Annotated in this window: 15 protein-coding genes and 1 pseudogene; 12 read left to right on the forward strand and 4 right to left on the reverse strand. The window is 45.2% G+C overall.

Annotated features, from left to right (window positions below; all coding sequences use genetic code 11):
* Window positions 1-90: 90 nt before the first annotated feature.
* The 8 genes and pseudogenes from ACMGG1_RS07160 to ACMGG1_RS07195 all read left to right on the forward strand — a co-directional run bounded on the left by ACMGG1_RS07160 (window position 91) and on the right by ACMGG1_RS07195 (window position 8,638).
* A complete protein-coding gene (locus tag ACMGG1_RS07160) occupies window positions 91-1,368 on the forward strand; it encodes a dsDNA nuclease domain-containing protein (protein WP_227505318.1) in 1,278 nt (425 codons plus the stop codon).
* Complete coding sequence (locus ACMGG1_RS07165) at window positions 1,365-1,844, forward strand: hypothetical protein (protein ID WP_039356835.1); 480 nt, start codon at window positions 1,365-1,367, stop codon at window positions 1,842-1,844. The genes ACMGG1_RS07160 and ACMGG1_RS07165 overlap by 4 nt, the downstream gene beginning before the upstream one ends.
* Window positions 1,841-3,592, forward strand: a complete 1,752-nt coding sequence (locus ACMGG1_RS07170; protein ID WP_414161255.1) for a hypothetical protein — start codon at window positions 1,841-1,843, stop codon at window positions 3,590-3,592. The genes ACMGG1_RS07165 and ACMGG1_RS07170 overlap by 4 nt, the downstream gene beginning before the upstream one ends.
* A 187-nt stretch (window positions 3,593-3,779) precedes the next feature.
* Window positions 3,780-4,117 (forward strand): annotated as a pseudogene (locus tag ACMGG1_RS07175) (transposase); the annotation flags it as partial.
* Window positions 4,118-4,366: 249 nt separating this feature from the next.
* Window positions 4,367-5,050 carry a multiubiquitin domain-containing protein gene (locus ACMGG1_RS07180; RefSeq protein WP_080962815.1) on the forward strand — a complete coding sequence of 228 codons (684 nt, stop codon included), beginning with the start codon at window positions 4,367-4,369 and terminating at the stop codon, window positions 5,048-5,050.
* The gene (locus ACMGG1_RS07185; protein WP_103072789.1) at window positions 5,025-6,218 is read left to right on the forward strand and encodes a ThiF family adenylyltransferase; all 1,194 of its coding nucleotides are present in this window, start codon (window positions 5,025-5,027) and stop codon (window positions 6,216-6,218) included. Before ACMGG1_RS07180 ends, ACMGG1_RS07185 begins: the two co-directional genes overlap by 26 nt.
* Window positions 6,215-6,622, forward strand: coding sequence for a DUF6527 family protein (locus tag ACMGG1_RS07190; RefSeq protein WP_071844519.1), 408 nt, complete (start codon window positions 6,215-6,217; stop codon window positions 6,620-6,622). Before ACMGG1_RS07185 ends, ACMGG1_RS07190 begins: the two co-directional genes overlap by 4 nt.
* A gap of 1,068 nt (window positions 6,623-7,690) precedes the next feature.
* Window positions 7,691-8,638, forward strand: a complete 948-nt coding sequence (locus ACMGG1_RS07195; protein ID WP_047740636.1) for an ArdC family protein — start codon at window positions 7,691-7,693, stop codon at window positions 8,636-8,638.
* Between the two features lie 297 nt (window positions 8,639-8,935).
* Here the strand turns inward: ACMGG1_RS07195 and ACMGG1_RS07200 are convergent, their stop codons facing one another.
* Window positions 8,936-9,730: an AraC family transcriptional regulator gene (locus tag ACMGG1_RS07200; protein ID WP_047740638.1), complete on the reverse strand. Its 795-nt coding sequence runs from the start codon at window positions 9,728-9,730 to the stop codon at window positions 8,936-8,938.
* Window positions 9,731-9,816: 86 nt separating this feature from the next.
* On the opposite strand from ACMGG1_RS07200, the gene ACMGG1_RS07205 reads away from it, so the two are divergent.
* On the forward strand, window positions 9,817-11,007 hold the full coding sequence (locus ACMGG1_RS07205; protein WP_047740640.1) for a CynX/NimT family MFS transporter: 1,191 nt from the start codon (window positions 9,817-9,819) through the stop codon (window positions 11,005-11,007).
* A 78-nt stretch (window positions 11,008-11,085) separates the two neighbouring features.
* On the opposite strand, the gene ACMGG1_RS07210 is transcribed toward ACMGG1_RS07205, so the two are convergent.
* Together ACMGG1_RS07210 and ACMGG1_RS07215 are read right to left on the reverse strand one after the other, a co-directional pair.
* A protein-coding gene (locus tag ACMGG1_RS07210) for an IS3 family transposase (RefSeq protein WP_089575847.1) occupies window positions 11,086-12,245 on the reverse strand; the annotation gives its coding sequence in 2 pieces (ribosomal slippage) (window positions 11,086-11,987 and window positions 11,987-12,245; 1,161 coding nt in all).
* 236 nt (window positions 12,246-12,481) lie between these two features.
* Entirely contained in the window at window positions 12,482-13,369 is an 888-nt protein-coding gene (locus ACMGG1_RS07215) for a LysR family transcriptional regulator (protein ID WP_414161256.1), read from the reverse strand.
* Between the two features lie 142 nt (window positions 13,370-13,511).
* Here ACMGG1_RS07215 and ACMGG1_RS07220 point away from each other — a divergent pair, with 142 nt between their 5' ends.
* The 3 genes from ACMGG1_RS07220 (at window position 13,512) to ACMGG1_RS07230 (ending at window position 16,358) form a co-directional block, all read left to right on the forward strand.
* Window positions 13,512-14,909, forward strand: coding sequence for an amidohydrolase family protein (locus ACMGG1_RS07220; RefSeq protein ID WP_047740647.1), 1,398 nt, complete (start codon window positions 13,512-13,514; stop codon window positions 14,907-14,909).
* Between the two features lie 14 nt (window positions 14,910-14,923).
* Entirely contained in the window at window positions 14,924-15,397 is a 474-nt protein-coding gene (locus tag ACMGG1_RS07225) for a DMT family transporter (RefSeq protein ID WP_012539997.1), read from the forward strand.
* A gap of 100 nt (window positions 15,398-15,497) precedes the next feature.
* Window positions 15,498-16,358: an SMP-30/gluconolactonase/LRE family protein gene (locus ACMGG1_RS07230; RefSeq protein ID WP_047740649.1), complete on the forward strand. Its 861-nt coding sequence runs from the start codon at window positions 15,498-15,500 to the stop codon at window positions 16,356-16,358.
* Window positions 16,359-16,463: 105 nt separating this feature from the next.
* On the opposite strand, the gene ACMGG1_RS07235 is transcribed toward ACMGG1_RS07230, so the two are convergent.
* On the reverse strand, window positions 16,464-17,417 hold the full coding sequence (locus ACMGG1_RS07235) for an aromatic alcohol reductase (RefSeq protein WP_047740651.1): 954 nt from the start codon (window positions 17,415-17,417) through the stop codon (window positions 16,464-16,466).
* Window positions 17,418-17,436: the final 19 nt, after the last annotated feature.

The following is a 17,436-nucleotide window of genomic DNA, read 5'->3' on the forward strand; positions in this document are numbered from 1 at the left end:
GTTCGGACATTCGCATAAAATGAATTGACAGATCTTGAAGCATGGATAATTTGCATTTTTAACTGGATAAAAAAACAGTGTTGAATTAAGATGTTTGTGATTGATTTTCTGAATTTTTTGTTTCAAAAAATGATTTCAGCATTTACATTATCTATATGTTTTTTTGGACCAATGTGGAATGTTATGGCTGAGTTACATGAGGTTAAACCGAGAGAACAAGCAGGCAGAGACACATTAGAACGATATAACGCTCAAATTCGAGCGGCCAGTATCGCGTGTTTATCAATTTTAGAAGGTAAAGATGTAAAACGTGTGTTTTGTGAATTTCACGACGATTTTGTGGTCGAGAGAGTTGTCGCTAATGATATCCATTATACCTTTGTGCAAGTCAAAACTAAGGAGAAATTACGTGAAATATGGAAACTTCGAGAAGTATTTGGAATATTAAAAAGAAAAACTAAAAAAAACCCTCAAACAGATGAGATGATTAGAGATAGTTTTGTCGGTAAACTATTACAACACACTATAAATTTTGAAGATACCTGTAAGGAAGTCATTTTTCTTACAAATACCCATATTGACGAAGATATTGAGAATGTCATTGATGATATTAAAACCGATGCGTTTTCCAGTGTACATTGTAAACTGATTATTGATTCGTTTAATAACTGCTTCATTTCTATCAGAGACGGGAAGAAAAATCTCGAAATTGAAGAAATAAAAGAAAACCTCAAGAAATTAAAATTTAAAACCGATGTTGAATATATAAAAAGCAAACATGAAACATTTGAGATTCTTGCAAAGGAAAAAATTTTTAAATACAGCGAAATAGATTTATCACATATTGAAGCTAAGGAGATATTACTTTCTCTTTTAGCTCTTGTTAATAATAAGTCAAGCGTAAAAATCAACGATTGCTCAAGGGGCAATATTAAGGATCTGTCTGGAATAGACATAGATGATTTATTGGATGTACTGAGTATCTCCAAAAATGCTTATTATGAGTTTCTTTATAATGGGGATGAGCATGCATTGAAATCAGCATCTGTGATTGAGAGATTGTTAAGAAAGGCTGGAGCTAGTGAAAGTCAAATTGATTTTTTTGCAAGGTGTAAAATAAAATGGGATCAGTGGTTAAGAAAAAACAGACATGTAATTTCTGACTTAGATTACATTACTATAGATAGTGAAATAAATTCAACATTAGATAAGCTGACATTTATGCATGGTGTTTTATTTCTCTCAGGCTTAAGATCGGTTGTTAATGAATTACATGATTCGTTATTTGAAAATAATTTACTTAATTCTTTAGATAAAGAAGCTTTGACTGGAAGCCTCTTTGCGAGACTTGTAGAGCGTTCAAAATGAATTACGATGAATTTTTCGATAGTATATCTCAAAAAGATATTAGAATAGATATAAAAAATATTGAAAGACAAGAAAGTGTTGGCCTTAATAACGAAGCTCTTTTTCAACTTCCTTTAATAGCCATGATAATACTTTTAATATCTAAAAATAGAGTGAAACCAAGAGTAAATGAAGTTGGAGGTTTGGTAGGGAAACTTTTAGAGGATGTCATGCTAGGTTTTAAAGGATCATCACAATTATTAGGATGGTCAGCAAATCTTAGGATACGAACCGTTACCGCTTTGAATTTCCTTGAGTCAGTATGTCTAATTATAATAGACGAAAGAAATAACAAGTTAAACATTACGAAATTGGGGAAGAAAGTTATTGACGAAGTGTTTATATATGAAAGTGATTTGTCTTATAATCTAGCCTTGATAGATAGAGCATACAGGAATTACTGCGTTGATTCAAAATTGGACGGTGAAATTTTATGAAATTATTAAGTCTCAAAATAAATGGAAGAGATTTTTCAGGTCTTGAATCAGATGAGCTTATTTTTGGGGAGCATATAACTGAGCTTTATGGCCCAAATGGATGTGGCAAAACTCCATTATTACAATCTATCTCCTATTGCTTAGGGTATCCATGTAAGTTCAGAGAGGATATTTATAAACTATGCAAATCGGCCACCCTTACTTTTACCATAGGAAATGATAATTTTAGGGCGACAAGAGATTTTGAACATACTGAGTTCATTTTATCATTAGTATGTAATAGCAAAAAATCAATGTTTTATAATCAAGCGGATTACTCTAAATCTATCCTAGAAAAGCTATCACTAGCATATCCATCTCTTCTTACAACCCAAAATAAGCAATCATACCCGTATTTAGCAACTATTTTACCAATTTTTTATTTAGATCAGGATTTCGGATATTCAAAGTTTTATTATTCACCAAATAATTTTATAAAAGATCAATTCTCTGAAATGCTTAGAATTGTATTCTTTTTGCCCGAAAAACATTCCTTCGATGTTAAGAAAAAATCCATTAATATAATGGAGGAAATTAAATACCTAGATAACTCGTTAGCTATGCAAAGAAGAGATATTGAAATAGCTAAAGAGGCTAATAAAGATAAAGATATAGAATCTATCGATAATTCAATTATAGATCTAAAAAATGAACTTTCAGTATTGAAAAATAGTAAGTCATTGAAGAATGATTCCCTTCATAGCATTGATGAAATTATAAGAAGACAAAAAGAAAACTTGAGGGATTTAAACGAAGAACTGAGTTTTATCGCTAGAAGAGAGTCTTCATTAGTTCAGATAATGAAAGAAATTAATACAGAGATCAATACGTTAAACCTTAACGAAGAAGCTAAAAGAATATTTCGTTCTTTTGAAGAAATATGTCCGTCTCTTGATTGTAAAATGTTTTCGCGTAGTTCGGAAAGTTATGCAAAACATCTCTTATATCTTAAAGATCAAATCAAGGATATTGAAAGAAGCTTGAATTTGGATGGAGGACGATATGATCAAATCACACAAGAAATAGCTTATGTTAATAAAACTGTCGAAGACCTCAACTCTATGAGAAATGGAATCATAGAAGAAGAGGACCTCTCATCAGTAATTGATGCAATTTCTTCAATAACATCTATGTTGTTTAAATTACAGTTAGAAAAAAGTGAGTTACATAAAATATCAATTTTGGAGGATAAGTATGTCGAAATGCTTAATAAGCGGGAAAATGCGCTAGATAAACTGGAGGGGTTAGGTAAAAATAGACAGTCAATACCACGGCTAACGCGGGTTAAATCTACATTGAGAGAAAAGTACATCAGTTGGCTAAAAGTTTTAAAAACCCCAAACATAGATTTTAATATATCATTTGAGCAAGATTTTAGCCCTGTTCTAGGTTTTGAAACTTTAGAGCAACTCAAAGGAAGTACAAAAGTAAGAGCTATACTTGCTTATCGTAGTGCATTAATTGAAAGCATGCTTGAATTAGAAAATAAATCGTTCATGTTTGCAATATTCGATACGCCTAAACAGCATGAGATACATTACGAAGATATCAATAATTTCATTTTTAATTTGAAGAAGTTATCTCAAAAGTTTAATTTTCAATTTATATTCTCTTCCACAGAGTATAAGTATTTAGGTGATGAAAATGATATTTTGCTTACACCAAAATATCCTGGTGAACAGCATGAAATGTTTTTAAGAAGATACTAGTTTAATTTTTTCATGCCGTTTATTACGGCATGTGTCATTTTATTATGGCAAGTTATATATAATGATATGAGCACCTCCTTTAAGCATCCCTGCAAAACGAATCATCCACTTTTAGAGATCTTCCGACAGCCGGATTATGTTCCCTGAGGACATCGCTATGCGTTGAACCCTATTCACGGAACACCAGATCATCGCCGTTTTGAAGTACGTCAAAGCCGTACGTGCTGTCAAGTATTTCTGCTGTGAAGCAGGCATATCTGTGGCCTCGAACTACAACTGGGAAGCTAAGTACAGTGGGATGGAAGCCTCTGATATCAAAAAGATGAAAGGCCTTGAGGATGAAAACCGTCGTCTCAAAAGGATGTTTGCCGAGCTTGGTCGTGAATATGGGGCACTGAAAGATGTCATCGAAAAAAGCTTTAAAACCAACGATAAAACGTGAACTTATGGGCTATCTGATCGCAAAAATTTGGCATGAGCATCTGCCGGGCATGCAGGAAGTTATCACTGAGTAGGGCAGTCTATTTTTAGCAGCCCGAACCCCCACCTAAATCCTCTCTTAGAAAAATTATTTGTCAGCAAGATGTAAATACTAATCGAAATTCGATTTTTAATCTTCATTCTTCAAAAATAATTGTTAAAAAACAATTGCTTATAAAAATAATCTTAATTATTTCATGTTTACTTGACTGTCGTAATTTTCGGTAATAAATTGAAACATGAATTCGATTTAAAAAGTCAATGATGATTCCTCCTAAAAAAGATAGGTGAAAAATGAGTAACAATAACTACGTTGTTAAAATTTCCGATGATAAATTTGAATTTAGTGATTTCACCTTTGACGATGCCAAAGTTACAGGTGGAGAGTTGGCTGATGTTTTTGGTGTGCACCCAGTTGAAAATTATAGGGTTTATCAGCAGGTAAAAAATTTAGAGCTGGAAGAATTAAGGCCTAATGAAAAAATAGATATTTCCAGCCCTAGCGATATTTATATCATAGAAGGCGATGCTAGTTATAATTTTACTGTTGATGGTCTCAACTTGGTTTGGCCGAGGGCAATCAGGGGGGGGGATATAAAGAAACTTATCAAAAAAAACTCAAGCGATTTCGATCTATTTTTAGAGTATAAGGATGAGGCTGATCAAATAGTTAATGATGATAGGCTTATAGATATTACCCAACCCAGTGTTGAACGCTTTTATACTAAAAAGAAGCCTGACTTATCATTTGATATTTTTGTAGAAGGAATTTTACATAAGTGGTACAAAAAAGAAATTAGTTATGAAGAGGTAGTCACATTGGAAGTGCCTGATTACGCTACCCACCCTGAAATAACGTATTCTGTTAAATATAAAAAAGGTCCAGGGGTAAAGCCTGAAGGCATTCTCACTAAAGGCGCTATCATTAATGTAAAAAACGGGATGGAATTCAATGTTTCAGAAACTGGTCAGTCATAATCAAGACTTAAACTTGTTAGTTGAAAAAGGTTATGCGGTAAGCTTCGATAGTAATTATCTGATAATTAGAGATATTCCTTACTTAAATGAAAGTAAGGAATTATTGTACGCTGCATTTATATGCAAAATCGTATATAAAGACGCAGAAACTGTTATGCAAGAAGATCATCAGGTTTTTTTTACCGGAGAATCTCCTTGTGATGTAAACGGCATGTTGATCCCGAATTTAGCAGACCGTCCTGCTACATTAACATTAAGCGAAAATTGTACAGATTTAATAGTTCAAAGACAATTTTCAAATAAACCCTATGTAAAAGGGGTACCTGGCAACTTTGAAGATTTTTTTAAAAAAATTGAAAGCTATACATCAATAATATCTGGACCAGCTATGGAATTATACAATGTTGATCCTTATACCTTTAATCATAAAATTGATATAGAAGAAAATAGCGTTTTTAAATTCCAAGATACTTTAACGAGCAGAGCCGAAATAGTTGAGTTGTCGAATAAATTTAAAAGTGAAATTGTAGCAATTATAGGGCTAGGGGGCACTGGTTCTTATATTCTTGATTTTTTGGTCAAGACTCCAGTCAAGGAAATAAGGGGGTTCGATTTCGACGATTTCTTCATTCATAATGCTTTCAGGTCTCCTGGGAAAACGGAAAATACCGAGTTTAAGAAAAAGAAAAGCACTGTATATCAGGAGCGATATGATAATTTCAGACATGGAGTTTTCCTTAAAACACAGAAGATTGGTACAGAATCATTAGAGTTACTACAGGGAGTGACTTTTGCTTTTGTCTGTGTAGATAATGGGGAGTCAAGAGCAGAGATATTTGAAGCATTAATTAGTTTAGGAATACCTTACATTGATGTTGGCATGGGCTTATCTAAGAAATCAGGAACCTTAAGCGGAATGATAAGAACTACTTACTATCCGGAGGGGAGCGCCCAAGAAGTGTTGGATAAAAATCTGTCTGACTTATCTAAACAAAGGGATAATTTATATCGCACTAATATTCAAATCGGCGAGCTCAATGCATTGAATGCCTGCTTGGCAGTTATAAAATTCAAGCAATATAAAGGATTTTACTCGAGTGAAGAAGACTTTTACCATACATTATTCAACATATCTGATTTGAAAATTGTATCTGAGTCAATATCATGAAAACTTTTACTATAAAGCTAGTTGAAGTTGATAGTATGCCTAGAGATCTTGAGCCAAATACCCTTTATTACTCGGAAAGATTTGGTACGGCATCTCATTTATGTGCATGTGGATGCGGAGCAAAGATTAGAACCCCAATAGATGTCAACGAGTGGAGTATTGTTAAAACTGAGCAGGGGCCAACTTTACATCCCTCTGTAGGTAATTGGCAAAAAGAATGTAAATCTCACTATTATATTAGAAAGGGTAAGATAGTATGGTGCGGCGCTTGGACTGAAAAGCAAATCCAAGAGGGAAGGTATAGAGAGCAACAAGCCCGAATTGACCATTATAATCGCATTTACTCCAAGCAGAGCGTGTTTAATAAAATTTGGTTGTGGATTAAAGATAAACTTGGCTTATAAGATTTGGGTTTTTGAAGTATTCATGGGGGCAATTAGATTGCTCCTCCCTAATATTTTATTGTAATTTTTTTAAATTAAATATGGATGTATGGTTAATAAATTTTTTGCAAAACGCAAGCTCAAAAGGTGAACAGGCGGGGCCCTAGGTAATAGAACTCCTTAAAAAGCGGCCAGTAAAACTTGCATCGGCGGTGCTGGACAATAAAATGGCCAGAACCATTTGCTCTATTCTGCCTCACGATAAGTAGTATTTAAACCAGCCGGAAACGATGTAGCTGTTAAGGACTCAAAATCAGTAAGTCTCCTGCGATTGCTCAACTAGTCGTAAGTAATGACAAAATAGGTAAGGTCCAGGCGTACTAAACCTGAAAAATTATCGAACTCTGAGTTCGTACAAGTAACGAGACATAAGCCAGCGAAGTTCATTAGGGCTCGCGTCAGCTTAGGCTGACACAACAAGGCCGGAAATATAACTGCAATCGCCTTAATGTTGTAACCACAACTGCCTAGCACATGGGAGGTGCTTATATATAATGATATGGCTAGTCGGGAGATCAATCTAGGAGAGGGATTTTAATTTTTACTGGCTTGGAGTGACTGTTAATTATTAATTAATTCATTTTTTATATTATTTTTATGCCGACTTGTTGTTTGGATTGATTTTTCTGAATAAATTTTAATTTAGCTATCATATATATGAATCAGAATGGCGGAGCGAGACTTTACAGAAAAAACCATCTCCAGCGAACATGAATGCCTAACTCGGTTGATAAACATATTATCACCCACTATGTGATTCTATCAGGAAACCCCAAACCCAAACCCCAACCCCCAACCCCCTTTCACCACTCTGGAACAAGGGGCGCTACGCCCGCCTATGCAGGAGCAGTTTTTCTCCAGCGTGATTTTCGTTCCCGTATCAGCTTCCGGTTAATCGTTTCCCAACACAACCCGTCCCGCAAGGGTAAATGGCACGCATTCTGCGCCCTTGCGGGACGGAACGATGCCGGGAAAGCGAATCGTCAGGCGATACGAAGACGAAAATCACACCACTGACGGAGAAAAAACATGACCATTTCCCTGCATACCACCCAGACTAGCGCCCCTAACACCGCAGCGGCGACCAGCTTATCCCCGCTGGAGCAGTCAGGCTCCTCAAAAACGAAGTTTTCTCAAACCAGAACAGATATTTATCAGACCGTCACCGACAACATCATTGCAGCGCTTGAAGTCGGTGTAAAACCATGGTCTTGCCCGTGGCAACGGGTGCCGGGCATGTCTGGGTTGCCTTGCAACTTCGCAACCGGTATCTCGTATAGCGGAATGAATATCATGCTGCTGTGGTGCAGTGCGTCAAAACAGGGCTTCGGTGATTCACGCTGGATGACCTACAAACAAGCACAGGCAGTAGGTGGGCAGGTTCGCAAAGGCGAGCACGGCACGACAGCCATTTTCTATACAACCTTAGAGAAAGAAAACGAATATGGTGGAATCGACCAGATCCCGATGCTGAAAACTTTCACCGTGTTTAACGTTCAGCAAATTGACGGCTTGCCTCTGACAACTGAAACAGTCAGCCCGGAAGCAACCTTTGACCCATTGCCGAAGGCTGAAAATCTGTTCCAGAAGAGCGGCGCAAACATTATTGAGAAAGGACAAAACGCCTTTTTCAGACCCTCAACTGATGAAGTCTGGCTACCAGAGCGCTATCTGTTTTCAGATGCAGCCAATTTCTACGCCACTGGACTGCATGAACTGGTGCACTGGAGTGGTGGTAAAAGCCGCCTGAATCGCGAGATTAAAGGAAAATTTGGTAGTGAGGATTATGCTTATGAGGAGTTGATCGCCGAGCTGGGAAGCGCGTTCCTTATGGCGGATCTGGGGATTCTCGGAGAGGTTCAGCACGAAAGCTATATCGCTTCCTGGCTGAAAGCACTGAAAAACGACAAACGCTATATTTTCAAAGCCGCCAGTGCGGCATCAAAAGCACATCGTTATTTGATGGATAAAGCCTGAGGGCAGGGGCAAGAAGCCGCAAAGGAATGTGGCTTTGACAATATATTCTTGTGGGCAGAGTCGTGGTGGTGTTAAAGGTATAACCTCCCTACGAATTTTTCGTGGCACTGTGTGTCAGGAAAAATTCGCAGGCTGCGGGGGCGGGCGGCAAAGAGCCCGCTCATCACTTTAGATGTATAGGCTCAGACTTGATCTGGCCGTGTTCTTTGTTATAACACGATTCAGCATGACGGTCGGCAACGAGCGAAAAGCGGACGCTGGTGTTCTTTGAATAAATCCGCCTTCTGTGCTTGTGTACTAATCCAGGGAAGAAAAATATTGCGTCGGTGATTTACCCAACGCTTTTCTGAACATCGTAATAAACGCACTGACCGAATCATATCCCAGCGTTCCGGCTACGCACTGCACGGGCTGACCTTCAGACAGATGGCTCAGGGCAATCATCAAATGCAGTTGCTGACGCCAGCGACCAAAGCTCATTCCTGTCGCCTCTTTTATCAGCCTGGCCAGCGATCGTTCGCTGGTAGCAAGATGAGCAGCCCACTGTTTTAACGTCCTCCGGTCATCAGGATCATTAAAAAGTGCCTCAGCCATAGTCCGGATTTTAGGATGGTCGGATCTCGGCAGGTGGAGCGTTTTAACCGGCACATCCGGTATATGTTCCAGCAGCACCGCTGCCAGCCTTGCGGTCTTACTGTCAGGCGAATAAGCATGTTCCTGCTCTGCAAGATACAGAACAAGCTCGCGGACCAGAGGTGTAATCGCTATGGTACAGCAGACTTCTGGCATCGCTGCCGTGCCGGGCTCGATGAATAAAAAGCACGTGTCTGCATTCTTCGTGATCCGGCAACGGTGGGGGATTTCTCCCGGAACCCAGACGGCATGTCCCGGTGGAACAAGCCACAGCGCATCCTCAACCTCACAGCGCACTGCACCGCGCAAAGAGAGAATAAGTTGCCCCTTGCGATGAGCGTGCGGACTCTGCCCGGCATACTCGCCTGACGATGATACATGCAGGGCGATAGCGGCCTGACTGAAATCATCGGCATTAAACTCTTCCGGCGAGGTCACGGATTTTTTATTAACTGGCATGATTTAGCTATATGTTGTCAGGTTATCTATATTCTGTAACTCATGCGTCCTTTAAAGTCTTTCTTTTTTCAGAGAAAGCAAAACTTATGTCCCACACTACGAACAAGTGGTCTTCAATCCTACTAGTGACCGGCATCCTTTTTATCGCCATTAACCTGCGTGTTCCTTTTACCGCTATCGCACCCGTTTTAGAGTCTATTCGCCATGATTTTGACCTAAGTATCACGGCCGTTGGGCTGCTTAACTCGCTGCCTTTACTGGCCTTTGCCGCCTTTTCTCCAATGAGCGCATCGATTTCCCGCAAGTACGGCCTGGAACGCACCCTTTTTGGTGCCCTGGTCGTGATTTCAGCGGGGATTCTGCTTCGCTCAACAGACAGCGTCTGGGCGCTTTATGGCGGAACAGTGTTAATTGGTATCGGGATTGCCCTGGGCAATGTCCTGCTGCCTGGCCTGATCAAGCGTGACTTTTCCGGCAACGTGGCTTCCGTGACGGGAGCATATTCCATCACCATGGGCGCCGCTGGCGCCATTGGCTCTGCCATTGTCATTCCTCTGACGCAGAGCTGGGGCTGGAACATCGCGTTAGCCATGTTGGTTATTGCACCGCTCCTTGCGTTGCTTTTATGGTTGCCGCAGTTTAAGAAAAAGCATCAACTGCCAGTAGCAGGTGAGAAAAAAGCAGCGACCGTTGCGGTCTGGCGCTCGTCTCTGGCGTGGCAGGTCACCTTGTTTATGGGCCTGAATGCGATGCCGTTTTATGTTGCGGTCGGCTGGCTGCCAGCCATTCTGACAGGCAGTGGGCTCTCCTCAGCTCAGGCTGGTGAGGTACATGGTATCCTTCAGCTTACCACCGCCATTCCCGGCTTGATTCTGGCAGCCACGCTGCGTCGTCTTAACGATCAGAAATTAGCCGCTGCTGGCGTCAGCCTGTTAACCGCAGTGTCCTTTATTGGCATCCTTTATTTGCCAAATCTGGCGATGCTGTGGGCTGCACTCCTCGGCTTCGGCTCGGGTGCCAGCATGATGCTGGGTCTGACCTTCATCGGGTTGCGCACTACAAACGCTGGTGATGCTGCCGCGCTGTCAGGTATGGCGCAGAGTATCGGTTATCTGATGGCGGCGATGGGACCGCTGTTGCTGGGTAAAGTACAGGAGTTGTCCGGAGGTTGGACGGTGCCATTACTGATGACCACAGCAATCTCAGTTGCAGGAGCCTGCACCGGAATGGCTGCCGGACGAGATGCGCACCTGGAACCTGTACAGCAGCCGGGCTGAATGGGTTTACACAACAGGGTACCAGCTGATCCTCTGCGGCGGATGCTTTGATCTTACCCACGTGAAGTGGACACGTCCCTAAGCGAGGGTCTGGTTTTCGAACTGTTCCGGGCTGAGGCCGCCGCAGGCACTGTGACGACGCCAGCGATTGTAATCACACTCTATATAATTAAACACCGTTGCCCGCATCATTTCACGGCTGGTAAAACGTTCTCCATGGATGCATTCCACCTTCAGCGAGTGGAAGAAGCTCTCCGCGCAGGCGTTATCATAGCAGTTCCCCCTGGCGCTCATGCTCCCGTGCAGATTATGCCGCTTCAGTAGCGCCTGATAGTCCGCTGAGCAGTATTGCCCGCCCCGATCCGTATGAACGATAACGTATTTTGGCCGCCTGCGCCGCCATAACGCCATCTGAAGCGCATCGCAGGCCAGGTTTGCCGTCATCCGCGATGACATCGACCAGCCGATAATGGCCCGCGACCAGAGGTCGATGACCACGGCCAGGTACAGCCAGCCTTCAGCCGTACGTAAGTATGTGATGTCTCCCGACCACTTCTGGTTCGGGCCGCTGGCGTTAAAATCCTGCTTCAGCAGGTTTTCTGAGACCGGCAGACCGTGTTCACGGTAGCTTACCGGACTGAACCGGCGTGAAGCTTTTGCCCGCAGACCCTGACGCCGCAGGCTGGAGGCTATCGTTTTCACGTTGTATGTCAGGCCCTGCGCACGCAGCTCTTCTGCCAGGCGGGGTGCTCCGTAGCGCTGTTTAGCCAGGCTGAAGGCGCTACAGACCAGGCTGTCGCAGTTCTGTCGGAAGCGCTGGCGTGCACTGATAACTGTGCAACGGCTCCGCCAGGCATACCAGCCGCTGCGGGCCACACGCAGCACCCGGCACATGCCTTTAATACTGAACTCAGCCTGATGGTTTTCGATGAAGACATACTTCATTTCAGGCGCTTCGCGAAGTATGTCGCGGCCTTTTGGAGAATGGCCAGCTCCTCGTCCTTTTCAGCCAGCTGGCGTTTGAGGCGAGCAATTTCAGCTGCCTGTTCACTCTCGCGCTCAGAGGACGTTGCCTGATTTTTCTGCTTGCTGCGCCAGTTGTAGAGCTGCGATTCGTACAGGCTGAGCTCGCGAGCTGCAGCGGCCACGCCGATATGTTCAGCAAGCTTGATGGCTTCCTGGCGGAACTCCGGCGTGTGTTGTTTACGGGGCTTTTTGGTCGCCGTTGGTTTTGCCATATGAGTCACCTCTGGTTAAGAGTTTACTCACTTAGTCTCGTGTCCACTATTGCTGGGTAAGATCACTTTCCATCGAGGTTCTGAAGCGTCTTAATGGTACCGGAGCCATCTGTACTATCCCGATGAGCGGACTTTTCGGTGAAAAGGCCGCTCAGGGCGATCGCGGTCAGTAATAATATAATAAGCAAGCCTTATGACTGACTTTTAGTGTGCAACGGGGAGCTGTGACAGACGTATCAACTGAATATTTCATCTATCCAGTCTGCAAATGCACGTACGGCGGGTGAAAGAAAACGCTGATGGGGATAAACCAATGCGACAGGAACAGACGACGGCTGCCAGTCGGCCAGGACTTCAACCAGCGTTCCTTTCTGAAGGTGTTCTGCCACAACGTTCTCAGCAAGCTGCGCCAGCCCGAATCCTTCGAGGCACATTTTTATATAGAGTCCCGTCTCGTTGACGGCTGCCTGCCCCCTGACGGGTACGGACAGCGTTTCTGTTCCCTTTACAAAACGCAATTCGTCTGTACGCCGGCTTTGTCCGGAAAAATAATGAATAGCCCGGTGATGAGATAAATCTTCAGGTGACTGCGGAATACCGTACTCCCTGAGATAATCGGGAGAGGCGCAGGTGATCCAGCGAAATTCTCCGAGCGAACGGGCTACAAGCGTGGAGTTAAGTAACTCTCCGGTTCTGATCACGCAGTCCACGCCCTCCTGAACCAGGTCAACCTGCCGGTCGCTGACGCCGATCATCAGGTAAATATCAGGATAACGGCTGTAGAACTCTTTCAGGTTTGGCATCACGAGGAAGTGCGCTATACCGCCGGGCATATCAACGCGTAAACGGCCACGGGGGCGCCTGTTCGAATCGGCCAGACTGGCTTCCGTATGCTCAATTAAGGCCAGAATTTCCCGGCACTGCGCCAGATACTGCATACCTTCCGGAGTAAGGCTGACCCGTCTTGTGGTCCGGTTCAGCAGACGCACCTGCAGATATTTCTCCAGGTTTTTGATGGTGCTGGTAACAGTAGAAGAAGGCAGGGACAGTGTTTCCGCTGCCCGGACAAAGCTTCCGGCCTCAGCCACCCTTATAAAAACCTGCATAGCCTGAATTCGATCCACCTGATTGCGCTCCTGAATAGCATGTGACGGTGATAACCATCATTATTCGCAAATTCTGAATGATGAAAACACGTTAGTCATCTTTTTCAGCTTAAATAGGAGGCGTATTGTTTTCCTTCTGAACCTGAAAGAGACAATTCAAATGACCGATTACAGCAGAAATATTGTTAACAATCAGACGGCAAATGCGCCGGTAACGCTGATCCGCGGTGCAACCATACTGAGTATGGATGAGAATGTTGGTAACTATGAACGTGGCGATATTCTTGTCACAGGGTCAACCATCACCGCCATCGGTAAGGACCTGAACGCCGAGGGTGCTCACGTCATTGATGCCACAAATATGATTGCCATGCCGGGGATGGTCGATTCTCATCGTCACGCCTGGGAAGGCCAGCTGCGCCGCATCAACCCCAACGCCACCTGTCTGGACGACTATAGCAATGCCACGCACTTCTCGTTTGCGAAATACTATCGGCCCGCAGATATCTATGTCGGTAATCTCCTGACGGCGCTGGGCGCGATTGATGCGGGTATCACTACCATGATTGATAACTCGCACAACAGCCGTACCGCAGCACATGCAGACGCCGCCGTTGAAGCCCTGCTTGATGCCGGAATTCGCGCTATTCATGCTTCCGGCGCGCCGGTAGCAGGCGAATGGGATAAAGCGCACTGGCCGGGTAACTGGCAGCGTCTGCAGGAAAAATATTTCAAAGACAATCCTGAGGGACTGGTTTCTCTGGGCGTCATGGCCCAGCTGGAGCCGGAATTGTGGGCCGAGGCCCGCCGGCTCGGGCTGCCAATCGTGACCGAATTCTTTGGCGCTGAAATGGCTTCAGAGCTTAAATCACTGCATCAGCAGGGCCTGCTGGGCCCGGACAATATCTTCAACCACTGCACAGCACTGCCTGATGAGGGCTGGGAAATCCTGCGTGAAGCCGGCGTACGGGTGAACGTCTGTCCGCGCTCAGATTCGCACTATGGCATTGAAAGCGGGATGTTTGCCATTGAGGCCGCGCAGCGCCATGGCATCAATCCTGGCCTGAGCGTGGATAACGAAACGTCTTACAGCACAGATATGTTTATGGAAATGCGCGTGGCGTTCTATCTGCAGCGAGTAATGGGTATGCATAAGCAGCACTGCTGTGATTCAGGGCATTCTCTGACAACGCTCCCGGCAGCGCAGCTGCTGAAGTCGGCAACCGTCGATGGTGCGACCTGTGCTGGACTACAGGATAAAGTGGGTAGCCTGACGCCAGGCAAACAGGCCGACCTGATCCTGATTAACGCTGCTGATCTCAATCTCTATCCGAACGGGAATGCCTTCGGGACGGTGGTGCATGCAACTGAACGCAGCAACATCGATACCGTCATGATTGGCGGGCGCATCGTCAAGCAGAACGGCAAAGTTCTGGGCGTGGACAGCGAGCGTCTTCGTGCTGCCATCGATGAATCACGCGAACACCTTTTCGCCGCCGCCGGGTATGAGCCGGACATCTTTGCGGAGAAATTCCTGCCGCTGGTACAGGCAAGCTGACAGGGAATAACAGCATGAGCGCGATTTATTACGTAATAGCTTTTGCAGCGGGTCTTGGTATTACTTTGCAGACGACCCTGAACAGTCAGCTCGCAAAAGGACTCGGGGGCGATCCGGTCACCGCCGCGTTCTTTTCCTTTACGGCCGGGGCGTTGAGCCTCGGGATTTACTCGCTGCTACGTGGAGGGTTATTTAGCTCTCTCGCTGCTATTCCTTCGCAGCCAGCATGGAGTCTGGCGGGCGGCCTGATCGGTGCCTGTGCGTTGTTCAGCTACGTGGTGCTGGCACCGAAAATCGGTTTTTCAGCCCTGCTCGGGCTGGCAATCGTTGGGCAGTTACTCTCGTCGCAGATGATTGACCATTTCGGTCTGCTGGGTGCTGTACGGCGACCGGTTTCGCTGCTCAAACTGGGGGGCATGCTGGTCATGCTGGCAGGACTCGCCATCATGCTTTTTGGTGACAAACTTTCAGCGCGTTTTTTGCCCTGACAGGGTGGGAATAGCTTGTTACTGCCGTCTGCCATAGTGCAGATGGCCTTACGCTTTTGGTCAGGCGCGATGCGAAACTTTTATATGCGGGAGAAATAACATGTTTTCAGTGGCTGCTGATGCCAGAAATTTGCTGGGAGAGTGCCCAATCTGGTGCGAGAGGACACGCAGGATTTACTGGACTGACATTGAAGGCAGCGAGCTGCTTGCCCTTGAAGAAGACACCAGTGTTGTGATGCGCTGGTCCCTGCCTGAGCGCCTCGGATCGTTTGCACTTACTGAACATTCTGACGTTTTACTGATGGGACTGGCGTCCCGATTCGCCTTCTGCGATCTGAATACGGGTATCTTTACGCCGGTTGTGGCGTCACCGGGAGGACCGGGAACACGGACAGGGGATGGTCGGTGCGACCGCGAGGGTAATTTCGTCTTCGGGACCATGGATGACGGATACCCCGCGAAAGTCATAGGAAGATTTCACAGGCTAAATGCAGCGACACTCAGCATTGAGACGCTACCCCTGCCTGAGGTGGCCATCCCGAACAGCATCTGTTTCAGTCCGGACGGCAGCACGATGTATTACTGTGACTCGATGCAGGGCCGTATAATGTGCTGTGATTACCCCTCTATGAATAACCAGCGCGTGTTCACTGCAACAGAAGGAAAGGGGGCGCCTGACGGCTCCTGCGTGGACGCAATGGGCTATGTCTGGAATGCCGAATGGGGAGGAAGCCGTGTTGTACGTTATCGTCCGGACGGAACGACGGAGAGTATCCTGCCCTCTCCAGGAGTTCAGAGCACTTGCCCGACACTCGCGGGAGAAGCATTCACAACGCTGTATTGTACCAGTGCCAGCGTGGGTCTTTCTGTGCCGTCAAGGCATGATGGAGCGTTGCTAAGAGCGGAATCAGCCGTATTCCCCGGTTTACCGGAGAGCCGGTTTTCAGCTCACACAGCGTAACCGCTTTGCTATCAGTGCCAACAGGGGGAACAGAGTCTTTCTCTTCACCATATTCGGGTAGGTAGGAGAAAGACTCTGGTATTTATTACAGCAGCTTAAATACGTTTATAATGAGCTGCCCGGGGTCAGGTTTGCATTTATCCAGGCTGCCACGTCGGTAACCGGAATGTTATGGCGTTCATTGAATGTCTGCTTTTTATCCCATGCAACTCCCCGCCCCTGTGCAAAAACGGCACGATACTTAGACATCATGTCTTGCGGGTTGAGCGCGAGTTTATCCATCAGATATTGTTCGCTCCATTCCGTGCAGCTGAAAGGACGGCCAAGCGCTGATTGCAGCTTATCTGCTACCTCTGCGTAGGTCAGTGTATCACCGGCGATATACACAATTTCATTCCGGATGCGAGGAGTTTTAAATACGATCGCTGCCGTCAGCATCCCGATATCATCGGGAGTTGTCAGCGTCATGGTGTTGTCAATACTGCCGAGTGCGTGAACAGTATCGTTCTGCAGATCGACCACACCGAAGTCTGGTTCGAACAAATAGCTCATGAAGATGCCGGTCGAAATGATGACCCACTCAGTTTCATGCTGGCTGCGTAGTAAGTCACGCACGTCAATCTGCGCGTCGAAGATGTCTTGTGGACTGCCGCGTCCGATGGCATCAAAATCGGCACCAAACTGCCATGGGAAATAGCGTGGAATCCGCGCCTGCAGGGCCGCCTGCGCCAGTTTCATCGGTGTATTTATGCCGGCCGCGTACCCCGTGCAGCCAACGACTGTGTCAAATTGCGCAAAGAGGCTGGCCAAATCGTCGACAGAACTCATGACGAGATCGCCCGTGACTATATTGATACCGAGGTTTCTGATTTCCGTGATAACGAATTGTTTTCCAGGTTCATCTGACGTTACGGTGCTTTCGCGCAGCAGCACGCTGATTTTCGTTCCCTCCACATCTTTTGCCCGAAGGGCAAGATTTCGCAGAACGGGGAGGCCCAGCTCACCGGCACCGAGCACGAGGATATTTTCAGACGTAGTGTTAAGAGCAGTTTTGTTCATAATCTGGCCTTACAGGAAT

It is taken from the genome of Serratia sp. BNK-12 (genome assembly GCF_047456085.1).
Taxonomy (GTDB): Bacteria; Pseudomonadota; Gammaproteobacteria; order Enterobacterales; family Enterobacteriaceae; genus Serratia; species Serratia liquefaciens.